The 21,001-nt window shown below is 38.4% G+C and carries 21 protein-coding genes; 11 read left to right on the top strand and 10 right to left on the bottom strand.

Annotated elements, in window-relative coordinates:
* Positions 1-185: 185 nt before the first annotated feature.
* Together EG346_RS18770 and EG346_RS18765 are read left to right on the top strand one after the other, a co-directional pair.
* Positions 186-1,991, top strand: coding sequence for an SHOCT domain-containing protein (locus tag EG346_RS18770; RefSeq protein ID WP_123880743.1), 1,806 nt, complete (start codon positions 186-188; stop codon positions 1,989-1,991).
* Positions 1,992-2,225: 234 nt separating this feature from the next.
* Positions 2,226-3,170 (top strand): aldo/keto reductase, encoded by a 945-nt coding sequence (locus tag EG346_RS18765; RefSeq protein ID WP_123880741.1) that lies wholly within the window; start codon positions 2,226-2,228, stop codon positions 3,168-3,170.
* A gap of 193 nt (positions 3,171-3,363) precedes the next feature.
* Here the strand turns inward: EG346_RS18765 and EG346_RS18760 are convergent, their stop codons facing one another.
* Positions 3,364-5,208, bottom strand: a complete 1,845-nt coding sequence (locus EG346_RS18760; protein ID WP_073334546.1) for a chloride channel protein — start codon at positions 5,206-5,208, stop codon at positions 3,364-3,366.
* A 281-nt stretch (positions 5,209-5,489) separates the two neighbouring features.
* Between EG346_RS18760 and EG346_RS18755 the strand changes: the two genes are divergently transcribed.
* Positions 5,490-6,482 (top strand): aldo/keto reductase, encoded by a 993-nt coding sequence (locus EG346_RS18755; RefSeq protein WP_123880739.1) that lies wholly within the window; start codon positions 5,490-5,492, stop codon positions 6,480-6,482.
* 173 nt (positions 6,483-6,655) lie between these two features.
* The gene (locus EG346_RS18750; protein WP_123880737.1) at positions 6,656-7,009 is read left to right on the top strand and encodes a hypothetical protein; all 354 of its coding nucleotides are present in this window, start codon (positions 6,656-6,658) and stop codon (positions 7,007-7,009) included.
* Between the two features lie 201 nt (positions 7,010-7,210).
* On the opposite strand, the gene EG346_RS18745 is transcribed toward EG346_RS18750, so the two are convergent.
* Positions 7,211-8,014 carry an SDR family oxidoreductase gene (locus EG346_RS18745; RefSeq protein WP_123880735.1) on the bottom strand — a complete coding sequence of 268 codons (804 nt, stop codon included), beginning with the start codon at positions 8,012-8,014 and terminating at the stop codon, positions 7,211-7,213.
* A 71-nt stretch (positions 8,015-8,085) separates the two neighbouring features.
* A complete protein-coding gene (locus EG346_RS18740) occupies positions 8,086-9,768 on the bottom strand; it encodes an FAD-binding dehydrogenase (RefSeq protein WP_123880733.1) in 1,683 nt (560 codons plus the stop codon).
* A 149-nt stretch (positions 9,769-9,917) separates the two neighbouring features.
* Here EG346_RS18740 and EG346_RS18735 point away from each other — a divergent pair, with 149 nt between their 5' ends.
* Complete coding sequence (locus tag EG346_RS18735; protein WP_073334542.1) at positions 9,918-10,352, top strand: rhodanese-like domain-containing protein; 435 nt, start codon at positions 9,918-9,920, stop codon at positions 10,350-10,352.
* Between the two features lies 1 nt (position 10,353).
* Positions 10,354-10,860: a TlpA family protein disulfide reductase gene (locus EG346_RS18730; RefSeq protein ID WP_123880731.1), complete on the top strand. Its 507-nt coding sequence runs from the start codon at positions 10,354-10,356 to the stop codon at positions 10,858-10,860.
* Positions 10,861-10,943: 83 nt separating this feature from the next.
* Here the strand turns inward: EG346_RS18730 and EG346_RS18725 are convergent, their stop codons facing one another.
* The 3 genes from EG346_RS18725 to EG346_RS18715 form a co-directional block, all read right to left on the bottom strand.
* Complete coding sequence (locus tag EG346_RS18725) at positions 10,944-11,111, bottom strand: lmo0937 family membrane protein (protein WP_123880729.1); 168 nt, start codon at positions 11,109-11,111, stop codon at positions 10,944-10,946.
* Between the two features lie 220 nt (positions 11,112-11,331).
* Positions 11,332-11,721 carry a DoxX family protein gene (locus tag EG346_RS18720; protein WP_123880727.1) on the bottom strand — a complete coding sequence of 130 codons (390 nt, stop codon included), beginning with the start codon at positions 11,719-11,721 and terminating at the stop codon, positions 11,332-11,334.
* Positions 11,722-11,790: 69 nt separating this feature from the next.
* Positions 11,791-12,768, bottom strand: a complete 978-nt coding sequence (locus EG346_RS18715; RefSeq protein ID WP_123880725.1) for a polysaccharide deacetylase family protein — start codon at positions 12,766-12,768, stop codon at positions 11,791-11,793.
* A gap of 90 nt (positions 12,769-12,858) precedes the next feature.
* Between EG346_RS18715 and EG346_RS18710 the strand changes: the two genes are divergently transcribed.
* The gene (locus EG346_RS18710) at positions 12,859-13,701 is read left to right on the top strand and encodes an AraC family transcriptional regulator (protein ID WP_123880723.1); all 843 of its coding nucleotides are present in this window, start codon (positions 12,859-12,861) and stop codon (positions 13,699-13,701) included.
* A gap of 47 nt (positions 13,702-13,748) precedes the next feature.
* Complete coding sequence (locus EG346_RS18705) at positions 13,749-14,213, top strand: NUDIX hydrolase (protein WP_123880721.1); 465 nt, start codon at positions 13,749-13,751, stop codon at positions 14,211-14,213.
* A 5-nt stretch (positions 14,214-14,218) separates the two neighbouring features.
* Here the strand turns inward: EG346_RS18705 and EG346_RS18700 are convergent, their stop codons facing one another.
* The gene (locus EG346_RS18700; protein ID WP_128124850.1) at positions 14,219-14,746 is read right to left on the bottom strand and encodes a hypothetical protein; all 528 of its coding nucleotides are present in this window, start codon (positions 14,744-14,746) and stop codon (positions 14,219-14,221) included.
* A gap of 158 nt (positions 14,747-14,904) precedes the next feature.
* On the opposite strand from EG346_RS18700, the gene EG346_RS18695 reads away from it, so the two are divergent.
* Together EG346_RS18695 and EG346_RS18690 are read left to right on the top strand one after the other, a co-directional pair.
* Entirely contained in the window at positions 14,905-15,243 is a 339-nt protein-coding gene (locus tag EG346_RS18695; protein ID WP_123880717.1) for a MerC domain-containing protein, read from the top strand.
* Positions 15,244-15,365: 122 nt separating this feature from the next.
* Entirely contained in the window at positions 15,366-16,763 is a 1,398-nt protein-coding gene (locus EG346_RS18690) for an alkaline phosphatase (RefSeq protein WP_123880715.1), read from the top strand.
* Positions 16,764-16,793: 30 nt separating this feature from the next.
* Here EG346_RS18690 and EG346_RS18685 read toward each other — a convergent pair whose 3' ends face one another.
* The 3 genes from EG346_RS18685 to EG346_RS18675 all read right to left on the bottom strand — a co-directional run bounded on the left by EG346_RS18685 (position 16,794) and on the right by EG346_RS18675 (position 20,440).
* Positions 16,794-17,462, bottom strand: coding sequence for a hypothetical protein (locus EG346_RS18685; RefSeq protein ID WP_123880713.1), 669 nt, complete (start codon positions 17,460-17,462; stop codon positions 16,794-16,796).
* A gap of 11 nt (positions 17,463-17,473) precedes the next feature.
* Complete coding sequence (locus tag EG346_RS18680; RefSeq protein WP_123880711.1) at positions 17,474-19,627, bottom strand: patatin-like phospholipase family protein; 2,154 nt, start codon at positions 19,625-19,627, stop codon at positions 17,474-17,476.
* Between the two features lie 210 nt (positions 19,628-19,837).
* Positions 19,838-20,440 carry a DNA-3-methyladenine glycosylase gene (locus EG346_RS18675; protein WP_123880709.1) on the bottom strand — a complete coding sequence of 201 codons (603 nt, stop codon included), beginning with the start codon at positions 20,438-20,440 and terminating at the stop codon, positions 19,838-19,840.
* Positions 20,441-20,643: 203 nt separating this feature from the next.
* On the opposite strand from EG346_RS18675, the gene EG346_RS18670 reads away from it, so the two are divergent.
* Complete coding sequence (locus tag EG346_RS18670; RefSeq protein ID WP_073334531.1) at positions 20,644-20,988, top strand: hypothetical protein; 345 nt, start codon at positions 20,644-20,646, stop codon at positions 20,986-20,988.
* Positions 20,989-21,001 lie beyond the last annotated feature (13 nt).

Below are 21,001 nucleotides of genomic sequence, written 5' to 3'. Positions count from 1 at the left end.
TAAGAATCCGAAAAGAATGATATTTAGCATATTTCCGATATTATAAGTGTTATTTTATGCATAGCTAATATTAAAATGATAAATTTAGGTAATTAAAGTTTCGGACTGAAGTACTCGTTTCAATGGAAATAGAGTATTCCGGGAGGTTAATTCATTCTTACCGAAAGAATTTTTATCAAAATAAAATGACACATAAACCGTTACACAATTTCCATATTCCGGTAATGGGTCTGGCCTATACTATAGACAGTCCGATCCGTGTTGCCCAATATGGAATCTCTTCCGTTATTTCCATTATTGATGATGAGATCCTGGAAAAAATGAAAGGCTTTTATAACAAGAAATTCAATCTTGATTATTTTGGGATTTCAACAAAAACAGAAGATTACAGGGCGAAAAGAATTACGGCTTACCTGGATATGGTAGATGATATCGTGAATGAAAAATTTGAATCTTTCAAACAGGAAATCACCAAAAACAAGGAGGCACTTAAGAACTTTATCGCCATTCTGCCCAATACTTCAGATCTGAAAACAGGGCTTCAAAATCTTGTCAGTCAAAAAGACAATCTGGGCTCTGGCATTAAGAACTTTATTGAATCTAATCTAAAGCCGGGAAGTATTGATGTCAACATCATGACGAAAGTTGACAAAGACAATTATAAAAAAGGCGAACAGCTTCCTGTCATGTTCAATGATGCTCACGCTTCACTTCGTGGTTTTGCACAAAGTAAATTATCTTCTTCAATGGTACTTTCTGCCGGGATGAATCCCCGTTTGTACAGCTATATTGAAGAGTTTGATGATTTCTTTCCCGATCAGAACGGTATTCTGAAAAAGAAAATTATTCTTAAGGTAAGTGATTTCCGCTCAGCAATGATTCAGGGAAATTTTCTTGCCAAAAAAGGACTATGGATCTCAGAATACAGAATTGAATCCGGACTGAACTGCGGAGGCCATGCATTTGCTACGGAAGGCATGTTGCTGGGACCTATCATGGAAGAATTTAAGCAGAAAAAAAATGATCTGATCCAGTCTGCGCACTCCCTAATGATTGCCGCACTGGAGCAGAAAGGCAAACACAGGGTTTCTGCACCTCTTGAAATGAAAATTACTGTTCAGGGCGGGGTAGGAACCTCTGAAGAACATGAATTCCTGCTCGAAAACTATCATGTAGACAGTGTTGGATGGGGTTCTCCGTTTTTATTGGTTCCTGAAGCGACTTCTGTAGATACGGAAACAAGAAACCTGCTTTTAAAATCAGGAGAAAAAGATTTCTATCTCAGCAATATTTCGCCTTTGGGAGTTCCTTTCAACACGGTAAGAGGGACCTCCAATGAAGTATTGAAAGAGCGTAAAGAAGCCGCAGGAAAATATGGAAGTTCTTGTCCCAAAAAACTGCTGGCATTAAGCAAAGAATTTTCACCGCAGGGAACCTGTACTGCATCTAAGAAGTATCAGGATATTAAATTAAAAGAACTTAAAGCTGATCAGGAATTAACACCTGAAGAGTTTAACAGAAAAAAAACAGAAATTACAGACAAAGCCTGTCTGTGTGTAGGATTGGTGAATGCCGCTTACATGGAGCAAAATCTGGAAATAAAAGGTGAAAAGCAAGGCGTAGTGATATGTCCGGGACCTAATCTGGCTTTCTTTGATAAAGAAGTCTCGCTTTCAGAGATGGTGAAACATATTTACGGAAACGCCAATATCCTTCCTGATAACCAGCGTCCGAATATGTTCATCAATGAATTGAAAATGTACATAGACTATCTTAAAAAAGAAATTGCCGGTTCATCAGCACAGATCACTCATTCCCAAACCAAAAAGTGGAATACCTTCAAAAAAAATATGCTCGAAGGGATTGACTATTATCATCACCTGTTTAATACATCAACTTTCTTTAAAAGCGGATTGAAAACCATTGACCTGCAATTGCAGGAATACCAACTGATGCTGACAGCCATTGAAATTCCTCAGGTTGACAAGTAACCGTATTTTTTTAAATTGATAGAGTCAACAGCTTCCATCGTGGAGGCTGTTTTTTATTTGATTTTTGATCATGCTCTACCGGTCTGATTCTTTGAATAGGAATCAAAAAACCGAGGCAGAATAAGCTTTTCCATTTATAATAACTATAAGGGGTATGTTTATTTTGAATCTGGAATCCCTCTTATATTTCTTACCTTAGATCCTTCTTAATATTTTAATGACAATTCTATTTTTATGGAAAAAAGAAAGATAAAAAACACCGATCTCTCGGTGGCACCAATTAATTTTGGAGGGAATGTTTTTGGATGGACGCTTGACGAAAAGCAGTCTTTTGATATATTAGACCGGTTTACCGATGCAGGATTCAATTTCATAGATACCGCAGACACGTACTCATGGTGGGTGAACGGAAAAGGAGGACAGTCTGAGGCGATCATCGGAAAATGGATGAAAAGCCGCTCTAACCGCCAGAATATTGTGCTGGCTACCAAAGTAGGATCCGAAACTAAAGAACATGGTTTCGATATCAGCAAAAAACATATTCTAAAGTCTGTGGACGAATCTTTACAAAGATTGCAGACCGATCATATTGATCTTTACTATACTCATTTTGATGATCATACAACACCGGTGGAAGAAACACTTTCGGCCTACGATGAGATCATAAAAGCCGGGAAAGTGCGTTATATTGCCGCTTCCAATCTGTCTCCGGAGCGTTTGAAAGCCTCCTTTGAAGCTGCAGAAAAAAATAATCTTCCCCAATATGTCGCATTGCAGCCTCATTACAATTTAATGGAAAGAGAAGGTTTTGAAAAAAATTATGCTCCGCTGGTAGAACAGTTTGATCTCAGTGTATTTTCTTACTGGTCATTAGCTGCGGGATTTCTTACCGGAAAATACCGTACAGAAGAAGATCTGGGGAAAAGTCAGAGAGGTGAAGGGGTAAGAAAATACCTTAACGACCAAGGGCTTGAAGTTTTGAAAGCGCTGGATCAGGTCAGCGAAAAACACCAGACGACACAGGGAACAACTGCATTGGCATGGCTTCTGGCTAATCCATTGATTACAGCACCCATTGTGAGTGCCACAAGTGCATCTCAGCTGGATACTTTATTCAAAGCTCCACAACTTATTTTAGATCAGGAAGATATTGAATTGCTTAATCAGGCAAGTAAATAAATTCAGGAATAAGACATTCATTTTAAATTAATTATAAAGATCCGTTCGGTTATATTGAACGGATCTTTTAGTAAGAAAGAATATCATGACAAAAGCGGCCTCAAAAGACCGCTTTTTTCTATTATAAATCATTGATTTTATCTTTAAATACCGCAGATCTTGCAGATTATACAGATTTTTTTAAGTTTAAAGATTAATCAGAATATTCTTTTAAAAGCTGTCTGTAGCTCATCAGGATAGAAGATTTTGAGATAAATCCTACAAAATCATTATATTCATTGGTTACAGGAAGATTCCATACGCCCGTATCATCAAAAATCTGGAGGATTTCCAAAGGTTGATTTTCAGGATAAATTACCGCGGGTGGGGCTTTCATAATCTGAGCCACAGTTTGCAGATGATCCATTTCTTTGTTAAAAAGATAAGGGCGGATATCATCCAGAGTAAGAATACCTTTCAGTTTTCCGGCTTCATCAACCGCTGCAAAAATATTTTTATTTCCATTTTTTACCAGTTCGAATAATTCTGTCACCGAAGCATTTTCATTGATCGTTTCAGAATATTGGTCGATAAAATCTTCCGTTCTTAAAGCAAAAAGAAGGTTTTTATCATGTTTGTTCGTGAATATTTTTCCCTGATCAGCCAGAGATTTAAGTTCCGGAGAGATCGGAGAGAACCATTTGGCAATAAGATAAGAAATAATGGAAACAATCATCAATGGAATAAAAAGATCATATCCAAAACTGGACTCAGCGATCAGGAATATAGCGGTAAGCGGTGCATAAAGCACACCGCTCATTGCTCCTGCCATTCCGACCAGAACAAGATTCGTCACCGGAACATCTGTAAACCCGATATGCTGGCAAACCAATGCAAACAAATAACCTACGGTACCGCCCGCAAAAAGAGACGGGGCAAAGTTTCCGCCATTACCTCCGCTGAAGATGGTAAAAGACGTCGCAAAAGCTTTTAAAAGGCATACCAGCACCAAAAATATAATGATGGTCCAGTCGCCAATCTCAAAATATCTGAAAAAGCTGTTTCTGATAATAGAGTGGGTACTTCCATTGGTAAATGCTTTTACCGTTTCATATCCTTCCCCGAACAACGGAGGAAAAAGAACGCATAACAGCGAAAGTACCAAACCTCCAAACATCGCTTTACGCATTCTGGACAATTTTAGTCCCTTGATAAAATGCTCTACTTTTTGGGAAATAACGACAAAATAACGGGCGTACAATCCGGTTACAATCCCCAGAATAAGGTAATAGGGTACATTTTTATAATTAAAAGGCTCTCTGGTATAAAACCTGAAAAGAATATCTTCCTGAAGCAAAATTCTGGATAAAAGACTGCCACAGACCGCTGCCACTACAAGAGGAATAAAATCTGTAAATACCACACCCGTTAAAAGGATTTCAAAAGCAAACATGATCCCGGCAATCGGAGCATTGAATGCTGAAGCGATTCCGGCTGTAGCACCTGCCGCCAGTAAAAGCGTGCGTTCTTTATAACTAAGCCTGTAAGTTTGTGCATAATTGGAACCAATTGCGGCTCCCGTAACGGCTATCGGACTTTCCAGCCCTGCAGAACCCCCAAGGCCAACCGTCACGGCACTCTGAATAACCTGAGAATACATTTTTACCGAAGCTACGATACTTGAATTCTGGGCAATTTCATACAGGATCGCACCAATTCCTTTTCTATCCTGCCCTTTAAACAAAGTAATTACAATCCCTGTTGTCAATACAATCCCTAAAAAAGGAAAAACAATATAAAACAGAATCTGATACTCAAAATGAATATGCGTAATAAAATTATGAATGGTATGGACAAGTGTTTTCAGGATTACTCCGGCAAGACCGGCAGTACATCCCACAAGGATTCCCGAGAGCACCAGAAACTGATTCCTGCTGAGTCTGTTATTCAGCCAGTGAAGGATAAGCTCATAGCTGCGTGCCTTTTCCAGTCCGTACTCCTGAAAGTCTCTTTTAAATTTCAGAAAGCTTAAATACTTTTTTTTATTGTGAATTTTCACCTGGGAACCAATTTAAAACCGTAATGGTTTCGTAAATTTATGAAATATCTTTATAAAAATTTCGTCCCGGGAAGCAAGAAAACGACATAAAAGTTAAATATTAAACTGGAAGTCAGTGTTTTTGGTAACTTTTAAATATTTCTTATAAATTTTTATGGGTTATATTTTCTATGATTAAACAGTGCTTTTAATCTGATCCAAGGTCTTCGCAAATGATGTATTGAATACGGGTCTGCACGATGTTTGCATCTTGCTTATGACCAATACTTAAATAGAATCATATGAAAACAGACGTTTTAACAGAAAAGCACAGATTAGGATTAGGCGGGGTGGCCATAGGAACTGCCTTTGAAAATATAAGTGATGAAAAATCTCATCAGATACTTCAGGAGGCCTGGGAGATGGGAATCCGGTACTTCGATACCTCGCCGTGGTATGGACTTACAAAAAGTGAGCGTAGATTCGGAAATTTTCTCAGAGATAAAGACAGAAACGATTTTATATTTTCAACGAAGGTAGGAAGACTTTTTCATGAAGTTCCGGAATCCGAAGTGCCACCCACCATGTGGAAAAAACCATTGAATTATGATTTTAAACATGATTATACCGCTGATGCAATCAAGCGATCTGTTGCGGACAGTCTGCAGAGAACAGGGCTCAGTCATATTGATATTGTTTATGTTCATGACCTTTCTGAAGATCAGGTAGGAGACCGTTATCCTTATTTTCTGAAACAGGCCAGAGAAGGAGCGTTCAAAGTTCTTTCCGAACTGCGTGATCAGGGAATCATCAAAGCATGGGGAATGGGTGTAAATAAAATTGAACCCATTTTAGACTGTATTGAATCCGCAGATCCAGACATCTGTCTTTCAGCAACACAATATTCAATCTTAGAACATGAAGATGCAGTTGACAGGCTTCTTCCGGCAGTTAAAAAAGCAGGCGTAAAACTGGTCTCCGGTGCAGGATATAATTCAGGGTATATTGCCGGAAAAGAAAGATATAATTACAAAGACGTTATTCCAAAAGGAATGGCAGAAAAACGGGCAAGAATATCCGAAGTCGCTAAAAAATACAATACCGATATTGTACATGCCGCACTGCATTTTGTATTAGCTTCTGATGAATTTGCTTCCATAATTCCCGGAGCCAGTAAAACGGAACAGGTCAAAGATAATATAGACGGACTCAGGGCGATCATTCCTGCAGATTTTTGGAATGAACTGAAGTTTGAAGGATTAATCTACGACAAAGCGCAGGTTCCCAGTCGTTAACAAGGCTACTTCATTACCTTAATTGATTTTTTAAATTGATTCCTGTGGTCTGTAAAATATCTTTGAAGATCTTACTGATTATTTCAGTGTTTACCGTTCTTTATTCCTGCAATAATAAAAATGCGTAAAATTTTCAATCATTTCTGGATAAAAAAGAATCCCAGACATCTGCCATGCTAATCGGTAAAAAAGGATTTGAGTCTGTTAAACTGAACGATCTGATTGCCCATGATTATACAAAAGCGCTGTATATTATTGACAAGGAGGAAGCAGAATTCAATACGATCATTGAAGACATTGAAAAAGCGAATACCGACGGTATTCAGAAAGGAAAGGAAGTACAACAAGCGGCTGTTAATTATTACAGTGTCATGAAAGACCTTTTTATGTTTTCCAGACAGGAAATAGAACAGGAGAAACTGATGCGATACAGTAAATCAGAAAAAGAAATCCGTTCTGCACAGGAAAAAATGCTTGAATTGGGACGCGAAAAAAAATATATATCAGAACGTTTTCAAAGCAGATGAAAAACTCTCTACCATAGGGAGGCTGTTTGAATCTGAAAATCAATTAAAATAATAGGTTGGTCAGGGGTTAAACTTTGACCAGCCTATTTTATTTCTTTCAGACTATACAAAAAGTGTTTTGTTCGAGGGAAAATTAATAAAACTAAGCTGTAATTATTCTCTTAAACATTGCTTTCTTCTGCCAGCTTCAACTTCCAGACATCACACCACTTTGGCCTTACGGACAATTTTGGCCAGAAGCGCAGGAAAGAACCTTTTAAGATAGGTTCCCATCACTTCCTGTCCACCAATAGAAGCCTGATTTTTCTTTTTTCCGATCGCCGCAAGCATTTTTCCGGCAAAAATATCGGCAGGCATTCCTTTCTCCGTAGCATCATCCATCGTTCCCTGTAGCGAGCCGTTACCAATCACCGCATTGATCGAAATATTGGTCTGTACAAAGCCCGGGCAGATCATGGTCACGATGATATTCTTTGTATATAATTCAGCACGCAACGAATCAAAAAAACCATGAAGGGCATGTTTTGCAGCGGCATAACTGCTGCGCATCGGAGCTCCGAAAACGCCCATCAGACTGGAAACGACTGCAATATGTCCGCCGCCATTCCTGATCATATAAGGAAGAATCGCCTTCGTAAGGGCGACAGTACCAATAAAATCGATATCCATTAAACGTTTATCAACTTCTATATCCGTATCCATAGCCAAAGATCGCTGGGAGAGCCCGGCATTATTGATCAGGATATCAATTTTTCCAAATTGTTCTATTGCTTCAGCTGCAATATCAGGCATTTTTTTATAATCTTCCAGATCCAGAGGAAGTACAGAGAAACGGTTGGCATTTAATCCTGCCTTTTCCGCAACAGCATACAAAAGATCTTTATTTCTTGAGGAAAGAATGATTTTCGCACTGCTCTTTGCCGCCAGCTCATTAACGAGAGCTTCTCCGATCCCTGATGAAGCTCCGGTGATCCAAACCACCTTATTATCGAAGTATGTGTTCATTTTTTTCATCTTAATGTTTCAATACGGACTTTCAAAAAATTCATCATTTGCTTACAAAGTAAAATGGTCCTTTAACTTTTAAGAATCATATTTTTTTTCAGCCCGGCAATATATTGTCCGGCTTTCATTCCGGAAAAGAGACAACCACCAAGAAATGTTCCCTCCAGAGCCCGGTAGCCATGCATTCCTCCTCCTCCAAAACCAGCGGCTTCTCCTGCTGCGTACAAACCTTCAATTACCGTGTCATCTTCTCTTAAAACCTGGCCGTTAAGATTGGTTTTTATTCCGCCCAGTGTTTTTCGGGTCAGAATATTGAGGCGCACAGCGATCAGGGGACCATTCTTAGGGTCTAATATTTTATGCGGAGCAGCCACACGACCGAGTTGATCTCCTATATAATTTCTTGTATTACGGATATAATTCACCTGAGTATCTTTCGAAAATTTATGGTCCAGTTCCCGATCTCTGGCTTCGATCTGTTCTTTAATTTTTTCATAATTCAAAAGATGATCACCCGACAGCTCATTCATCCTTTTGACAAGATCCTGCAGATCATCCGAAACAATAAAATCCTTTCCATGGTCCTTGAAAGCTTCTACAGGTCCCGGCGCTTTTTTTCCAAAGATCCTTTTCAGAAAAAGAGCATAGTCTTTATTGGTGATATCCGGGTTCTGTTCCGATCCTGAAAGAGCAAATTCTTTTTTAATAATTTTCTGGGTCAAAATAAACCAGGAATAAGAAAATCCTGTATTCTGTATATGTTTAAGAGTTCCCAATGTATCAAATCCAGGCAGGAAAGGAGCGGGAAAACGGTTTCCTTTAGCATCGAACCACAGGGAAGAAGGACCAGGCAGTATTCTGATGCCGTGTTTCGGCCATATCGGATTCCAGTTCTGTATCCCTTCCGTATAATGCCACATTCTGTCTGGATTGATAATATGTGCTCCGGAATTTTCTGTAATCCCAATCATTTTCCCGTCTACATAGGCAGGAACACCACATAGCATATTTTCGGGAGCTTTTCCTAATCTTTCCGGCCAGTTTTTCCGCACCAATTCATGGTTGGCCCCTATTCCTCCGGAGGCAACAATGGTATGGGCGGCGCGATATTCAAATGTTGAAAGGATGTTTCTATTGGTGGCTGCCCCTCGTTCTTTATCATCATTTTCAAGGATCTCGCCCTTAACCCCTTTGATTTTATCATTTTCCAGAATAAGTTCAGTCACTCTATGCCTGAATTTCATTTGCAAGAGCCCTTTTTCTTGAGCTTCATACGCTTTATCTACAAAAGGTTTCACAACACCGGTTCCGGTTCCCCAGCTGACATGAAAACGGGGTACAGAATTTCCATGACCCGTTGCTGATCCGTCTCCTCGTTCTGCCCATCCTACCATAAACATCAGTTTGATTCCCAGTTTAGAAATGTAGCTGTACTTTTCATAGGCAGCAAATTTAAGGTAGGCTTCAGCCCATTTCCTTGGCCAGTAATCCTCTTTACGGTCAAAGCCAGCTGTTCCTTTCCAGTCCTGAAGGGCAAGCTCATAAGAATCCTTAATTCCTAATCTGCGTTGCTGCGGAGAATTGACCAGAAAAAGCCCTCCAAAAGACCAGAATGCCTGTCCGCCGATATTCTGTTCTGTTTCCTGGTCCAGAAGAAGTACTTTTTTCCCGATATTGGTAATTTCCATAGCAGCCGTGAGCCCGGCTAATCCGGTGCCCACAATGATAACATCAGGGTGGAATTTTTCTTCCATTGTATTGATTTGCTTTTGTTGGTACGTACTCTGTATTCTAGAATAAATATATAAAATATTTGGACTCAGAACGCTTAAAAAGCGTCAAACATCATTATGCTCATCATAAAGCTCACCGCTAAATTCATATCTTTGTTAAAATTAGAAAAATGAAATATTTGTTTATGATGGCTTTTCTGGTATGCTCTATGTTCAGCCAGTTTTCTGCCCAGCAAAAACAGGATCCCTGGAATGAAAGTCAGCTTATGGATCCGGCGCTTCTGGCAGCAAGAATTACCGAAAATAAAACAAAAGATGTGGTGATCATTTCCGTTGGTCCGGAAGCCATTATCAAAGGTTCAGTGGATATTGGTCCTACCCATGAACCTGAAAATCTTGAAAAATTAAGAAACTATCTTAAAAATATTCCTAAAGGAAAGGAAGTGGTTATTTATTGCGGATGCTGTCCCTTTGTAAAATGTCCGAACATTCGTCCTGCCTTTAAATTGTTACAGGAAATGGGATTCAAAAATGCCAAACTTCTGAACCTTCCAAAAAACATCAAAGCGGATTGGCTTGATAAAGATTATCCTACAAACGATTAATATGAGAGCTTTTATAACCCTATTTTCTATATTGATTTTTACGGGCTATTTCACCGCACAACAATCTAAAATAGAAATCGGACAACAGGCTCCGGAAATTACTCTGTCCAGAACGGATGGCAGTTCTTTTTCCCTTTCATCATTAAAAGGAAAAGTGGTACTGATCGACTTTTGGGCTACCTGGTGCGCTCCGTGTGTCGGGGAGCAGCCTGAACTTAAAGCGTTATATGAAACTTTCTCTGAGCAGGTAAAAGGGCAGAAGTTTGAAATTCTGGGTGTTTCTTTAGATAAAAATAAAGAGAGCTGGCAAAAAGCGATAGACCGCTTCGGTATCAAATGGATTCAGGTGAGTGATCTGAAATTCTGGAAAAGCCCGGTGGCAAAAGCTTACGAAATTGAGGAACTTCCTTTTAATGTTGTCATCAATGGAGAAGGGATAATTATTGCTAAAAATCTTCATGGTAAGGAGCTGGAAGAATTGATCTACAACTATTTTACTTCAAAATAAAGTATAGAAAACATAAAAAACGGTCAGAAAAGTATTTTCTGACCGTCTTTCTATTGGATACTCAGTAAAAGTTTCAATTATAATTAAAGTGGTTTTTTACCCGTAATGATATTGTAAAGAACTACAATAATGGCAATCACCAATAAAACATGCACTAAATAACCGGTACTGATTCCCGGCACAATGCCCAACATTCCCAGAAGCCAAACTACGATACAGATGACCGCTACTAACCATAATAAATTTCTCATGACTTTAAATTTTAATGTTATTTGCCTTAAATAATACACATTCTATGCCTTTATGATTGTAAATTTGAAAATGTGGTACCTATACTGTTTTATTAATAGAAATAAATCAAGAAAATCAGGTGATTTTAAAAATCATTAAAACACTTATAGATAAAGTCTTACAAGATAAAATCTAAAAAAATAGAGGGACAGATTTTAATTTCTGTCCCTTTTCAAAAAATTATATTTTAGGATCCACACAATAGCAGTTATCTTCTAATCTGCTGATCAGAATGTAAAAGAATACTGCATAAATCATCTGTATACCCATGGCTTCCCAGTTTTCAACCGTACTGCTTCCAAAAAGCAGCATGATGATGAGTCCTGCTCCTGCAAAATTTGCGAAACGGGTTTTAAAACCAAGAATAAGCATCAGGCCAATACCAAACTCAAGAAAGGGTAGTGTTGTACTGAATATCTGTACCCATGGCTGAGGAAGCCAGCTTTTTTCAAAACCTTTCGTCATTCCGTCTGCAAAAACAGAAAGTTTAGGAATTCTGGCAAGACCATGGCCCAAAAGATTCACCCCCATGGACATCCGTAAAAGAAAATAAGCGATATTTTTATTCATCGTATTGATTTTTAAATTGATTTTTTGGAAAGGAAGATTTCAGTTCATTCAAACAAAATCGTACGGATACTAATTATTATACTTTTCCTCACTAGTATCGATGGGAGTTGCGGGATCGTTTACCACCATTTTGGCGATATCATCTTTACGCATAAAAACAACACCCTGTTTTTCCTGAGTATATTTAATAAATTCTTCCATCGCATGAACCATTGCCGGGGTACCTCCAATTCTGTCATGAAAACTGATGCTCATCATCCTTCTTTTTGAAGCTCCTTCCTCATACAAACGGTCAAACTCGAATTTTAACTGCGCCAGAAACTGATCAGGACTCCAGTTTTTCCCTTCTATATTCACAATATCATTATTCCGAAGGGTATACGGCATGACCACAAAGTTTTTCCCGTTCACTTTGGTGATAAACGGCTCATCATGGCTCAGATCATCGATGTGATAAAGAAACCCTGCTTCCTGAAGGACTTTTAAGGTATTCGGGCTTCTTCTGAGCCAGTTGCAGTTATAACCTACTGCTTTTTGTCCGGTGATTTTTTCTACTGTTTCTACTCCGTCTTTTACAAATTTTAATTCATCTGCATAGTTTTTGTTCCACTGATTATCCCAGATCATACCATGGGCAGCAATTTCATGTCCTCCTGCTGCGATGGCTTTTGCAATCTCCGGATATCTTTCAGCAGCAGACCCTACTACGTGAGAAGTTACTTTAATATCGTATTTTTTCCAAAGATCAAGCATGCGGTAGATGCCTTCATTGGCTCCGTAGCGATACCAGCTTTCCGCAGCCAGATCTGGTTGTCCTTTAGGAAGAGGAGTTCCACTGAACGGGCTTTCTGCGCCTTCAGGTTGTCCACCTGTTTCAAACTGCATGGATACTGAAATAACCAGTTGGGCGCCGTTGGGCCAGTGCTTTTTGGATGATTTTTCTGTTTCTACAGATTGGCCGGTTTTTTCTTTCCCGTTCTTATCCATGCATGAAACGAATACTATTGCAGATGCAATCAGGAATGCTGAATGTTTTAAATATTTCATTTTTAAATGGTTTTATTTTGCAAAATTGCCCAATAAACAGTTGCTGTTTGTTGTAAAAATTTATACTAAATTTGTAAAAATCCATTCTGTATGAAGCGTATTGTGAATTTCAGTTCTTTCAATGTATTCAGTATTGAAAAAGAGGTTTGGGATATTGAATACCACAATCATAATTTCTATGAACTGATTGTGGTTGAAAGCGGGAAGGGGACCCATCACCTGAACGGACTCACCTTTATGTATAAAAAAGGGGACGTTTTTCTGCTCAGACCCAGTGATGCGCACGAGTTTTCCATTAAAAACAAAACAAAATTCATTTACATCAAATTTACAGAACAACAGCTGTGGGAAAAGTTGCAGACCGATAAAAAAAGCGAATTAAGCAATGTGATTCAGCTTCTGATGGAAGATCGTTCTTTTGTTTATGAATCGGCAATCAGGAATAAAGCAGATCAAGAACATCTGCTCCAGCTGGCAAAGATTCTTCTTCATGAATTCAGCAATAAAAGTTATTACAGCAGGGAAACTTCTGCCGATCTTTTTTCAGCAATCATGACCATTGTGATCAGAAATGCGATGAATAATGGCGGTATGGAAAGGATATCACAAGGGCTGAACCAGACGGAAAAAATTTTATATTACATCAATGTTCATGCAATGGATCCAGACAAAATGAAGCTGGAATATCTTGCCAGAGAGTTTATGCTTTCCCCAAATTACATCAGTATTTATATTAAAAAGCAGACAGGATTTTCTGTCCAGCAACATGTGATGCAGCAGAAAATGAAAGCTGCGGAAAGACTTTTGAAGCAGAGTAACTATAACATCAATGAAATTGCAGATCAGCTTGGCTTCAATGATGCCAGTCATTTTAATAAAATTTTCAGGGCTCATAAAAGTAAGTCGCCCTCAGCATTTAGAAAAGAGGATTAGTCAGCATGATCATGGGTTGTTCTTTTAAAATAATGTATCTTAAAACGATGAAAACAAGTGCAGGCATTTTATTGTTTAAAAGAGAAGAAAATAATTGGTATTATTTTCTGGTTCATCCGGGCGGGCCGTTTTGGAAGAATAAAGAGGCAGGAGCATGGTCGATTCCAAAAGGAGAGGTTTCACCTGGTGAAGACCTGCTGGAACGTGCTCTGATTGAGTTTAAAGAAGAAACCGGACAAACCGCAGAAGGAGAATTTATGGCATTACAGCCTGTTAAGCAGAAGGGTGGTAAAACGGTTTATGCATGGGCATTAGAGGGTGATATTGAAACGTCGGGACTTTACAGCAATACCGTGCAGATAGAATGGCCTCCCAGATCTTCCAGAATGATTGAAATTCCCGAAGTAGACCAATGGGAATGGTTCAGTTCAGCAGAGGCCAAAATGAAAATAAACACGGCACAGGCTGCCTTTATAGAAGAATTGGAAAGAAAGCTGTCTGAAGTGGAATAAGCTTATTATTTTTTTATTCCAATAGCTTTTAAAGCATGAGTAGTTAAGTATATGGTGTCAAAAACTGTAAGGGATTCAACATCTGCAAATGCGGCTGACATGAGATCCGTTTTATTAAAAGAGAGCTCTACAGACTCATCATAAGAAGCGACAATTCTTACCACGGAATACCCGTTGTAGCCTATCGTAAAACCATCGAACAGGCAGTTCTGTTCTGCCTTCTGGTATTGTACATATTCCTCAAATCCTTCAGCTTTTTTTCTTTTTCCATGATTATGTTCAAGAGATTTCCATTCCAGATAATTTTTAGGCTCTTTCAGGACATTTCCTTTCTGATCTACAGGAACAAACATTTCCAGTGTTAAAGGTTTTCTTAGAAAATTGGCATAGTTTTTCATCAGACTTAAGGTCTGAAGATCGGCGTATCCTTCGTTAGAGTAATACTCAATAACAAAATCTGTCATCGGAATCAGCTTATGGGAAGCTTCAGTCGGCATAGTAAGTGTTTTCTTTTCAAAAAATAAAAATAACACTTTTATTTACTTTACCCAACTTTAATCTTATTTAAAATATCAGCTTTGGTTTATTCATCAGAAATCAATTTATTTTATCGCAACATAGTTGCGTTATTTGATATTTTATCTTTACTTTTGCAACAAGGTTACTATAAGAAATTTAATCCCTTTATTTTATGAAATCAAAAATTCTTGATGCAGTAGGTATTTCTGCTGCGGTTTTGTGTCTTATTCACTGTATTGCTTTTCCTTTGTTAATGATTATTCCTTTGGGGATATCGCACAACCCTTATATAGATATGGCCTTTCTTGTAATAGGTGCTGTAGTGGTGTACAGAGTAACAAAGCATATGACAAACCGATGGCTGAAACTTTTGTTTTGGACTTCCGTTATCCTTATTGCGATTTCCGTTACGGTGGATTTTATCTTTGAGATCCATATTCCTTTAATGTATGCCGGGGCAGCAGGGTTGATTGCAGGTCATCTCATTAACTTTAGGAATCACAAACATTAATTTGAAGTTAAAGTAAAGAATAGAAACGATTTAATATTTGGCTAAAATTCATAATAAATTAATGCAACATTATTTCATTAGTTAAAATTACCCTTTAACTTGCATTCCGAAATTTTATCAAAATGGACAGACGTAAATTTTTAAAAGGTTCAGCATTATTGTCAGGCCTGCTCACTTTAAATCCGGTTGATTTTTTTGCCAGCAACGGAAAAAACATTCCCGATCCTAAGAAAAAGGCAAAGAATATTATTTTCATGATCAGTGACGGAATGAGTTCCGGTACTTTGGCCATGGCTAATTTATATTCTCAGAATATTTTGGGCAAAAACGGTAACTGGATGAATCTGTACCAAGAGCATAAAGTGTCCAGGGCTTTGATGGATACAGCTTCTTCAAGTTCTATCGTTACGGACTCTGCGGCGGCAAGCTCATCTTTCGGAGGAGGATTTCGGGTAAAAAACGGAGTCCTGAATGTTGGCGCCAATGGGGAAAAGCATGTTCCAATATGGCAAAAGTTTAAAAAAGCAGGAAAAAAGACGGGGTGTGTAACGACGGTAACAATTACCCACGCGACACCAGCCGGTTTCTGTGTGAATTCAGACAGCCGGAATGCAGAAAATGAAATTGCAGAAATGTATGCTGAGATAGGTTTTGATGTGATGATGGGTGGTGGTGACGAATTCTTTAATCCTCTGAAAAGAGAAGATAAAAAAGATGTGTACAGCCTGTACAGACAAAAAGGATATCAGATCCTTAAAAATAAGAACGATCTTAAAAATATAGAAAAAGGGAAAAAAATAGTAGGGGTTTTCAATTCCGGAGCTTTGCCTTATGCTATTGACAGGGCGCATATTCCTGAACTGCAAAGTACTCCCTCTCTGGCGGAAATGGTGCAAACAGCCATTGATCAGATGAAAGACCATAAAGAAGGCTTTGTTTTACAAGTGGAAGGCGGGAAAGTAGACTGGGCAGCTCATGCCAATGATATCGCGGCTTTAATTCATGATCAGCTGGCCTTTGATGAAGCGGTAAAAACAGTAACAGATTTTGCGGAAAAAGAAGGGAATACACTGGTGATCATTACCACAGATCATGGAAACGCGAATCCCGGAACGATCTACGGACCGGATGCCACCAAAAATTTTAACAGTATCTCCGGGTATCGGTACACCAACGAGTATATTCTGAACGCTATTCATCCTGATTTCAATCTTCAGAAGATGAAAGACTGGATCTATGAGACGAATAAAATTAGCCTTGCAGATGATGAAGCCCAACACTTACTCAGTTTTTATTCAGGGCTCGAAAAGCAGGAAGCCGGACTTTACAATTATAAGAAACTGCCATTTAAAGCGTATTCTGATATTCAGAAAAAGCATAATTCTGTAGGGTGGATCAGTATGGATCATTCCGGAGATTATGTTGAAGTTGCGGTGTATGGCCCGGGAAGAGAGCTTTTACCAGCTTTTATCAAGAATACAGATTTGCATTATCTGATGTTGAAAGCGGCACAGGTGTAGACTATTCACCGGGTTCAGGTTCAGATTTTCTCATACAAGAAGAATGCATAATGCGGTCAGTATAATGCCAATACTTAAAATAGCAGTCAGCCATTTCAGGCCTGAGGCAATGAGTATTTTGATCCTGAATCTTGAAATTAACTGACTCTTATCACTTTCATTTAATTTTCTGTCCTCATAATTGGTGGTTTTTTCCTGTTTAAGAATCTCCAGTTTTTTTAGAAGCGAGGCGGTAAAATTATTTTCAAAGATATCCATGACATAAGCAATCAAAGGGAAATACCAGCAGTTCAGCAACATTGAAAGAATGACCGGATGAGGATCAGGCTGACTGGTAAATCTCAACCAGAAATAAAAGAATAGCAAAAGCAAACTTCCGTAAGCAAAAGGCATAAATAGCACATCTGCTTTTAACGCCTTGTGAATGATGCTGTTCGTTTTGGAACTCATACCCAATAGAAGCTTTTTAAAGTGAGATTTGCTGAACGGAAACTGAAGATCAGTTAAAGAAAATCTTTTGAACCCATTTTTATGCTCATAGGTTTTCACCGTATAAAGAAAACCTTTCGAAAAGGAAGCCAGATAAGCACCGGTTGTGATGGTTCCGATAGAGGTTAAAATGACCAGCCACAAAACCAGCTGATCAAAATTGTGAATGCAAACCGGCAAATCCAGATGATAGTTTAAGATCGTTATCATGATTAAAAATTTTAGTGGGTGAAACTTGATTTTTCCTTCATTTTGGGACTCAGGTTTTTATAGATTTCAGCGATTCCTCTTTCTTTTTTGTAGCTTTCCCAATTAAAGAAAATATCAGGATAGATGAAATCCTCCGTTCTAAAGTCTGTAATACCAAAGTCTTTATGGGCTTTCTGCATCAGTTTGTTTTTTTCCTCAAAAGTCAGATTTTTCCCGGACAGAAAAATCGCTGCAGCCAGGGCACCTCTGTAGAATAATTCTATCTTTTCACTGTCAGAAGGATTAAAGTTCAGCCAGCTGATACTTCCCGTATCTACACTGCGGACTGTTTTTTTGAAATTGCTGTTTCTGATCAGAAAATCGCGGTCATAGAAATACCTCATCGTTGAAATCATGGAGAGTGCTAGTTTTGCCTCGTTATCAATCAGTTTATACAGATCATCATTGTCATATTCCAGTTTAATTCCGAAAGTAGGGCGGGTAGGAATAGAGTGGGTATTGCTGTAAAATACATTGATGGGAAAGTTGGACAATGCACCTCCATCTACAAAGAGTACTTCATTATTGCTCTGAATAAAATTTTTGTAGGCACCCAGTTTCACTTTCCATGTATTATTGATATTGATCAGCTGTGTATTAGACATCGTTACCTTGTAGGGCTTGAAAAAGAAAGGGATCGACATGGATGCTCTTACGTATTCTGCAGGAGAAATAGACTCATCATTTCCCCAGTAAAATTCATGCATTCCAGGAAATTCTACTTTAATCTGATTGGTAATATCGGCTGCAACCACCACGAGCTGCTGAGGAAATCGATGTCCTTCAGCATTCACAATCGCATAGGTGTTTTTAAATAATTCTCCAATAATCCGTTCGATCAGTTTTTCATTAGCATTAATAGGAATAAGATTTTTATCAATAAGCTGATCATTGATGGTTTTCAGATCCTGCCAGCTAACCTGATTGAAATATTTGATATCAATGATAATCTGGTCCAGCAGAGCGTCTACAAAATCCTGTTCTTCGGTGTAGAAATTCTTTACTTTCAGATAACTATCGATCGTCTTTTTGATATCTTCGTCAATCAAAAACATTTTTAAATTTTCCCAATTGATAAGGTCTTCGTTTTTCTGTCTGGCACTTTCCACCACTTCTTCCTCTGGAGATCCTGACGCCATTTTGAGTTTCGAATCATTAATGTCTTTGGTAATATTTAAAAGCTTTTCGTTGCCTTCGTTTTTTTCCCCTGATGAACTTAAAGAAATATCAAAGTCCTGATTCTGTTTGGGATATTCACATCGGTAAAGATCATTTTCCCTTAGCATTTTATTTTTAAGGTCAGCCACACTTATTATCTTATTTTCTTCCATGAGGGTTTTTATCCATTCTTTAAAATTATCACCAGGATTAATACCCATTTTTTCACTATGAAAATAAAGCAGCCTAAGAACCATGAGATTTTTAATAATCAGATACAGAGAGATCACGAATCCAATTACTGAAATGATGAGTAAACGGTGAATCCATATCTGCCACCGGGCGATCTCACCCGAGAGAATTCCTACTCCTATGGCAGCGACAATCATGGTAATCAGAAAAAAAGCAAAAGAATACGCAGAAATTTTAGCCTTCCATTGTATTTTGTCTAAAATGGGTTTTCTTTCCCGTTTAGAAAATATTCTCAAAATGAGAGATCTCCATGAAGGATGTCCGTCAACAAGTTCTGTTAGGTCTTTTTTTGAAAGGTACTCAAGAATTTTTTCAGATCTTGTTTCGTAATAGCGGTCTATAAATTCCTGGTTTTCGCCCATCATAATGGCATCCCGCTGTGAGTAGACACAATTGAGCATCATTGTATTGATGGCTCCTGCACTTGTTCCTGCACTGTTTAAAAATGATATACCCATTTTCTCCAGTATATAGGTATATCCGGCCAGTGCAATTCCGTGTACTCCGCCACCTTCCTGGATAAGGTCTACATACTGACGCGGTTCTTTACTGATATTGTATTTTTCAAGAAGTTTTTCTTTTGCCGGATCATTCCAGTCAATATCGTCTATTACATCAGAAACCTTTAGGGGTTTGTGTTTGTAAAGTGTTTTAAGATGAGCTACGAGATGGGCAACAGCACCTGTAAATTGCTCCACTTTTAATTCTTCTTCCATGATCATTGTATTTAGGATTATTGTAATTCCTGGAATAATACTGTAAATGTCCTGTGAGAGGCAACATCCGGAAATATTTTACAGCTATCAATTCTATACTAAAATTACTAAGACCATCTGCACGAAGCTATTACACAAAAGGGTACTTTTTGATAGCCATACAATCCATGTATTGAAAATGGGGAAATGGGAAAAGAGCGTTTGGAATCGCTACGATCTGGGCTTGCTTACATATGGATTTCCTTTAACGTAAAAACGCCATGGCAGCAAAGCATCTTCCTGAGCATAAGCAACTCCAATACGGGGGCCTGCAACAATCTCATCAGGAGCATATCGGATCCCATGATCTTCAATCCATATTTCATTTTCAGTCAGGTCTTTTTTATTAAAGGAACGGTTGATGCCTAAAGCCTTCGCTGCAGAGCCGGGTCCGGATGAAACAGCAGGCTTATCAGCAGATATATTCCGTCTGAGTTCCATGATTTCTTTACCGGCTAGAGGTTCTACAGCCCGTATCAGTACTGCGTGGGGTTCACCTTCAATAGAGGTTACTATATTAAAAAGATGATGAATTCCATAGCACAAGTAAACATAAGAAATACCACCCTGACTGTATAAGGTTTCCGTACGCTCCGTACGACGGCCGCCATAAGCATGAGACGCTTTATCCACCACCCCGAAATAGGCTTCAGTTTCTACAATGATACCTGCTGTGATGTCACCGTTGACCTCCGTGAAAAGAACTTTACCCAAAAGATCTTTGGCCAGAAACAGGACATCCTGATTCAGATAATAAGAAAGAGAGAGTTTCAATTTTTTTTATTTGCCGTTTAAGATCAACAAATGTAAACATCTGACATTGATTCTCAAAATATTCAAGACTCCAGAAATCATCCAGATCTTTTTAAATGGAATAGGTAAAAAAAACAGAATTGACTAAAAAAAATGTCTAAAATGATTGATTTAAAACCTGAATGGTTTACTTTAGATAGAATATTGACATTAAAATAATATTGATGAACAGCTATCATTTTTCAGGTGAATCGGAGCCGGATACAACAGCATTTGGCTATGAGCTCGCCAATCTTGTTGCAGATCAATTGCTGAAAGGGAATGTTCTGGGCTACGGCCACCGTGATTATTGCGGGATGGGTATGAAAATAAATGAGGATCATCACTTTTTATACGGAGAATTATATGACGGTGATTTTCATGCGCCAACCGTTTTTAAAACGCGGGATGTATTCGTCGCTTGGCTGTCTGTACAATCTACAGAGTCACTGGCACGTTTGGATGACGAGGAATTCTATCAAAGAAATCAGGTCATTACAAGAAAACGTTTGCTGGACTTTATAAGCTGATCCAGTGATCATG

Source organism: Chryseobacterium carnipullorum (assembly GCF_003815695.1).
In the GTDB taxonomy this organism is placed as follows: Bacteria; Bacteroidota; Bacteroidia; order Flavobacteriales; family Weeksellaceae; genus Chryseobacterium; species Chryseobacterium carnipullorum.
This window is presented reverse-complemented; position numbering and strand designations above follow the sequence as displayed.

Excerpts from the sequence above, each read along its gene's own strand:
- EG346_RS18770 (WP_123880743.1), top strand. The coding sequence starts at position 186 with ATGACACATAAACCGTTACACAATTTCCATATTCCGGTAATGGGTCTG.
- EG346_RS18765 (WP_123880741.1), top strand. The coding sequence starts at position 2,226 with ATGGAAAAAAGAAAGATAAAAAACACCGATCTCTCGGTGGCACCAATT.
- EG346_RS18755 (WP_123880739.1), top strand. The coding sequence starts at position 5,490 with ATGAAAACAGACGTTTTAACAGAAAAGCACAGATTAGGATTAGGCGGG.
- EG346_RS18750 (WP_123880737.1), top strand. The coding sequence starts at position 6,656 with ATGCTAATCGGTAAAAAAGGATTTGAGTCTGTTAAACTGAACGATCTG.
- EG346_RS18745 (WP_123880735.1), bottom strand. The coding sequence starts at position 8,014 with ATGAACACATACTTCGATAATAAGGTGGTTTGGATCACCGGAGCTTCA.
- EG346_RS18740 (WP_123880733.1), bottom strand. The coding sequence starts at position 9,768 with ATGGAAGAAAAATTCCACCCTGATGTTATCATTGTGGGCACCGGATTA.
- EG346_RS18735 (WP_073334542.1), top strand. The coding sequence starts at position 9,918 with ATGAAATATTTGTTTATGATGGCTTTTCTGGTATGCTCTATGTTCAGC.
- EG346_RS18730 (WP_123880731.1), top strand. The coding sequence starts at position 10,354 with ATGAGAGCTTTTATAACCCTATTTTCTATATTGATTTTTACGGGCTAT.
- EG346_RS18725 (WP_123880729.1), bottom strand. The coding sequence starts at position 11,111 with ATGAGAAATTTATTATGGTTAGTAGCGGTCATCTGTATCGTAGTTTGG.
- EG346_RS18720 (WP_123880727.1), bottom strand. The coding sequence starts at position 11,721 with ATGAATAAAAATATCGCTTATTTTCTTTTACGGATGTCCATGGGGGTG.
- EG346_RS18715 (WP_123880725.1), bottom strand. The coding sequence starts at position 12,768 with ATGAAATATTTAAAACATTCAGCATTCCTGATTGCATCTGCAATAGTA.
- EG346_RS18710 (WP_123880723.1), top strand. The coding sequence starts at position 12,859 with ATGAAGCGTATTGTGAATTTCAGTTCTTTCAATGTATTCAGTATTGAA.
- EG346_RS18705 (WP_123880721.1), top strand. The coding sequence starts at position 13,749 with ATGAAAACAAGTGCAGGCATTTTATTGTTTAAAAGAGAAGAAAATAAT.
- EG346_RS18695 (WP_123880717.1), top strand. The coding sequence starts at position 14,905 with ATGAAATCAAAAATTCTTGATGCAGTAGGTATTTCTGCTGCGGTTTTG.
- EG346_RS18690 (WP_123880715.1), top strand. The coding sequence starts at position 15,366 with ATGGACAGACGTAAATTTTTAAAAGGTTCAGCATTATTGTCAGGCCTG.
- EG346_RS18685 (WP_123880713.1), bottom strand. The coding sequence starts at position 17,462 with ATGATAACGATCTTAAACTATCATCTGGATTTGCCGGTTTGCATTCAC.
- EG346_RS18680 (WP_123880711.1), bottom strand. The coding sequence starts at position 19,627 with ATGGAAGAAGAATTAAAAGTGGAGCAATTTACAGGTGCTGTTGCCCAT.
- EG346_RS18670 (WP_073334531.1), top strand. The coding sequence starts at position 20,644 with ATGAACAGCTATCATTTTTCAGGTGAATCGGAGCCGGATACAACAGCA.